This window comes from Streptomyces flavofungini (assembly GCF_041028215.1).
GTDB classification, from domain to species: Bacteria; Actinomycetota; Actinomycetes; order Streptomycetales; family Streptomycetaceae; genus Streptomyces; species Streptomyces flavofungini_B.
On the sequence record NZ_JASKYR010000722.1, the window covers coordinates 1 to 4,684 of the forward strand.

2 protein-coding genes and 2 pseudogenes are annotated in these 4,684 nt (G+C 75.9%); 2 read left to right on the forward strand and 2 right to left on the reverse strand.

Annotated elements, in window-relative coordinates; translation table 11 throughout:
* The coding region (locus AB8Z36_RS42380; RefSeq protein WP_440582059.1) for a KS-MAT linker domain-containing protein at positions 1–173 on the reverse strand (173 nt) is incomplete at its 3' end.
* Between AB8Z36_RS42380 and AB8Z36_RS33160 the strand changes: the two genes are divergently transcribed.
* Both AB8Z36_RS33160 and AB8Z36_RS42385 read left to right on the forward strand, forming a co-directional pair.
* A complete protein-coding gene (locus AB8Z36_RS33160) occupies positions 144–3,971 on the forward strand; it encodes an SDR family oxidoreductase (protein WP_369217095.1) in 3,828 nt (1,275 codons plus the stop codon). The genes AB8Z36_RS42380 and AB8Z36_RS33160 overlap by 30 nt on opposite strands.
* Positions 3,884–4,448, forward strand: a pseudogene (locus AB8Z36_RS42385) (N-acetylmuramoyl-L-alanine amidase); the annotation flags it as partial. The gene AB8Z36_RS33160 and the pseudogene AB8Z36_RS42385, both read left to right, overlap by 88 nt.
* 108 nt (positions 4,449–4,556) lie before the next feature.
* On the opposite strand, the pseudogene AB8Z36_RS33170 reads toward AB8Z36_RS42385, so the two are convergent.
* Positions 4,557–4,684, reverse strand: a pseudogene (locus AB8Z36_RS33170) (response regulator); the annotation flags it as partial.

Genomic DNA, 4,684 nt, shown 5'->3' on the forward strand with positions numbered 1-4,684 from the left:
GGCCTCCCCTCGGCGAAGGCCGTGAACTGGTCGGCGGCGTCGTCGATGTCCGCCGCCAGGAAGGCGAGGCGCTCGGGCAGCGCCTCACGTCCGATGCGCAGGGTGTGGCCGACGTCGCCGAGCGCGGGCCGCTCGCGGCGCAGATGGGCGGGGGGGGGGGGGGGGGGGGCCACACCCTGCGCATCGGACGTGAGGCGCTGCCCGAGCGCCTCGCCTTCCTGGCGGCGGACATCGACGACGCCGCCGACCAGTTCACGGCCTTCGCCGACGGCGGCGGCCTCCCCTCGGCGATCACCGGCAACGCCGACCGGCACACGGCGCTCGCCGATGTGTTCACCGACGGCGCGGGCCCGGACTTCCTGCACGCGCTGGCGGTGGCGGGGGACCGCACCCGGCTGGCCAGGCTCTGGGTCTCCGGCGCCTTCTCGCAGTGGTCGGCACTGGACGAGGGCGGCCCGGGCACGCGCCGCACGGTGCCGCTGCCGGGCTACCCCTTCGAGCGCCCACGGCACTGGCTGCCCGTCACCCGCACGGAACTGACCGAGGTGCCCCCGCCACCGCGCGCGAGGGCGACAGCGGTCCCACCCGCCTCAGCGGGCGCGACGGCCCTGACCCTCGCGCCCACCGATCCGGTCGTACGGGACCACGTGGTCGGCGGCCGTCCGGTGCTGCCCGGCGTCGGCCACCTGGACCTGGTGGTGCGCGCCCTGGGCGAGAGCGCGGCGCGCGTCTTCAGCGAGGTGCGCTGGCTCGCCCCGCTCGTGGTGCCGGACGCGGGAGCCGAGGTGACGTTGACGACGCGGCCTGCCGGTGACGACGCGGCGGGGTCCCTCGGCTACCGCCTGACGGCGCTCCCGACCGGCGACGACAGTGCCGCGTACTCGCTCGGCCGGGTCGGCGCCGCCCTGCCGGACCGGCCCGCGCCGCTGGCCGTCGACGCGCTCAAGGCCGCCTGCCCGCGCGCCGTGAGCCACGAGGAGTTGTACGCGGGCCTCCGTCGGCAAGGGCTGCCCTACGGGCCCCACTTCCGGCGCGTGGCGCAGGCGTGGACCGGCGACCGGACCGCCCTGGCCCGGCTGGAAGGCGTCGGCGGGCACCCGGGCGCGGCTCCCGGTCCGCTGGACCCCGGCACACTCGACGCGGCACTGCACCCGCTGGCCCTGCTGCTCGCGGGCCGGGGCGCGGGCGGCCGTCCGCTGCTGCCGTTCGCGGCCGACCGGGTCGAGATCCACGCGGCCCTGCCCGGCGAAGGCTGGTCCCACGTCCGCGACCTGGGCGGTCAGCGGTTCGACGTGACCGTCACCGACACCGCGGGCCAGGTGTGCGTACGCGTCGTCGGCCTGGCCCTGCGCGAACTGAAGCCGGAGCCGTCCATCGACTACCGGCCCCGCTGGGCGGTGGCGCCCCCGGCCGTCGCGGAGACCGCCGCGCCCCGGGCGGTCCTGACCGTCACGGGAGAGGCGGGCGCGGCGCAGGCCGACGCCCTGCGCACGGCCCACCCCGGCGCCGAGCACCTGCGGCTGACCCTGGGCGACGGCGGCCTGGACGAGCATGCCGCCGACACGCTCCTGGCCCGCGTCCCGGACATCGACCTCGTGTACTTCCTCGGCATCGGCGGGCCGCACGGACCAGCCGCCGACCCTGCGGCGGCCCGCGCCGAGCGGGAGCGCGGTGCCGTCTCCCTGTACCGGCTCATCCGGAGCCTGGAGCGCGCGGGCCTGCTCGACAGGGCCCTGGCCCTGAAGGTGCTCACCGTCGACGCCCTGCCGCTGGGCGAGGACGAGGAGGTGCGCCCCGAGGCCGCCGGGCTCATCGGCCTGTGCGAGGTCGCGGCCAAGGAGTATCCGCGGCTCAGCGCGGCCTGCCTGGACGTGCGCGGTGACGAACTCGGCGACGCCGTGGCCGCGTTGGTCGACGAACCGGCTCAGGCAAAGGTCCGTCCGGTGTCGGTGCGCGGCGGGGTGCGGCGGGTCCGCAGGCTCGAAGCGGTGGAACCGGCCGCCGCCCCGACCCGCTTCCGTGCGGGCGGGGTGTACCTCGTCATCGGCGGCCTCGGGGTGCTCGGGCGCGACACCGCCCGCCATCTCGCCCGCACCTACCGGGCCCGCCTGGTCCTGGTCGGCCGCGGGGCACTGGACGAGCGGCGGCGCGCCGATCTCGCGGCGCTGCGCGCTCTTGGCGGCGAGGTGTCGTACGTACCGTGCGACGCCGCCGACCAGGTGGCCCTGCGTCGGGTGATCGACGAGACCAAGGAGCGCTTCGGCGCCCTGCACGGCGTGATCCACTCCGCGATGGTCCTCGTCGACAAGCCGCTCAGGGAGCTCACCGAGGCCGGGCTGCGCACCGCCCTCGACGCCAAGGCGGACACGGTGGGGAGCATGTTCGGCGCCCTGCGCGGCGAGCGTCCCGACTTCGTGCTGCTCTACTCCTCGGCCGTCACCCTGGAGGGCAACCACGGCCAGGCCGGATACGCGGCGGGCTGCCATATCGCCGACGCGTGGGCGCTGGCCGAGGCCCGCACCGCGCCCTACCCCGTCCGCACCGTCAACTGGGGTTACTGGCACGCCGCGGGCGACGCCCACCGCGAACGCGTCCTGAGCCGCTTCGCCGCCGCGGGCATCAGGCCCATCAGTGCCGATGAGGGCATGGCGGCGGTGGAGCGGGTGCTCTCGGGCGAACTGCCGCAGGCTCTCGTGGTCAAGGCGGACCCGGAGATCCTCGCCGGTCTCGGCGTCGACACCGGGACCGTGCTGCGGGCCCAGCCGACGCTGCCCGCCGCACCCGTACTGATCGCGCCCGGGGCGGGGACTCCGGTCTCGGGCCGGGGCGGCGCCGCGTCCACGGACACCGAGGACTTCGCCCGGCGGCTGCTCGTCGGCGCCCTGCGGACCCGGGGCGTCCTGCGCGCGCCCGGCGAGCGGCACACCCGCGACGGCCTCCGTGCCCGCCTCGGGGTGGTCGCGGAACAGGAGCGGCTGCTCGGCCTGCTGATCGATGTGCTGCTGCGCGGCGGATATCTGCGTGCCGAGGGCGACGCGTGGGTCACCACGGCCCTGCTGGACGGCCCCGAACTGCTCCGCTGCTTCGAGCGGCCGGAGGAGGCGGCGGCCGAGCTGACGGCACGTCACCCCGAGGCGGGCGCCGTGACGGCCCTTCTGCTGCGCTGCGTGGAGGCGCTGCCCGACGTCCTGTCCGGGCGGCGGGGGCACCTGGACGTGCTCTTCCCCGGCGGCTCCTTCGACCTGGTGGAGGCCGTCTACGCGGGCGACCCCGTCACCGACCGGTGCAACGGCCAGGTCGCCGACACCGTGCTGGACTATGTGCGGGAACGGCTGCGCGGCGGGACCGGTGACCGCGTCCGGCTGCTCGAAATCGGCGCGGGCACCGGCGGCACCAGCGCCCGCGTCCTGCGCGCCCTCGCCGACGCCGGGCTCGGTGACCACGTCACGTACCTCTACACCGATGTGTCGGAGGGGTTCGTGCGCCACGGCCGCAAGCGCTTCGGCGCCGAGTACCCCTTCGCCGCCTTCCGGACGCTCGACATCGAACGCGACCCGGCGGCGCAGGGCATCGAGAGCGGCGGCCACGACCTGGTGCTCGCCACCAACGTCTGCCACGCGACAAGCAGCATCGACCGCACCCTGACCCACATCAAGCGGCTGCTCGGCACCAACGGTGTGCTGGTGCTCAACGAAGGCGTGGAGCTGCGCGACCAGATGTCGCTCATCTTCGGCCTGGCCACCGGCTGGTGGCTGTTCGAGGACGCGGAGTACCGGCTGCCCGGCTCCCCGCTCCTGTCCACGGCCTCCTGGCGCGACGTCCTCGCGCACAACGGCTTCCGCCGGATCGCCGAGGGCCCGCGTCCGGAAGGCGGCACCCACCAGTGCGTGCTGGCCGCCGAGAGCGACGGCCTCGTGGCGGTGCCGGACGCGCCCGGCACCCCCGCCCGGGGGCGGCCCGGACGGCGGTGACCCCGCGCGGTCGCTGCCCGCCTCGCCGAGCGCGTCGTGGGGCCGGCAAGGACGACGAAAAGGAAGGGAAGGGCAAGGGCGACGGCAACGATTCGGCTACGAAGCCGCCCGAGGGGCGCCCCGCCGCGAACGGCCCCCTCAAGGGCAGGACGGTCGTCATCGACCCCGGCCACAACGCGGGCAACTTCCGTCACCCGACGGAGATCAACCGCAAGGTGAACATCGGGACGAACAGCAAGGAGTGCGACACCACCGGCACCTCCACCAACGACGGCTACACCGAGGCGGAGTTCACCCTCGACCTCGCCCACCGGCTGCGGACCCTGCYCCTGGGGCCCCTGCGTCGACGAGCGCGCCCGGATCGGCAACAACGCCCACGCCGACGCCGTGGTCTCGATCCACGCCGACGGCTCGGGGGCGGGCAACCGCGGCTACCACGTGATCATGCCGGGGAAGGTGAAGTCGGGCGCCGCCGACAGGGGGGGGGGGGGGGGGGGGGGGGGGGGGGGGGGGGGGGGGGGGGGGGGGGGGGGGGGGGGGGGGGGGGGGGGGGGGGGGGGGGGGCGGATACTCGCTCGGGAGCAGCGCCAGTTCGTCGAACTGGCGCTGCTCCCGAGCGAGTATCCGCTCCAGCTGCCGGTTCTTGCGGTGCAGTTCGAGGAAGACGGTGACCTTGGCGCGCAGCACCCAGGGATCGAAGGGCTTGGGGAGGT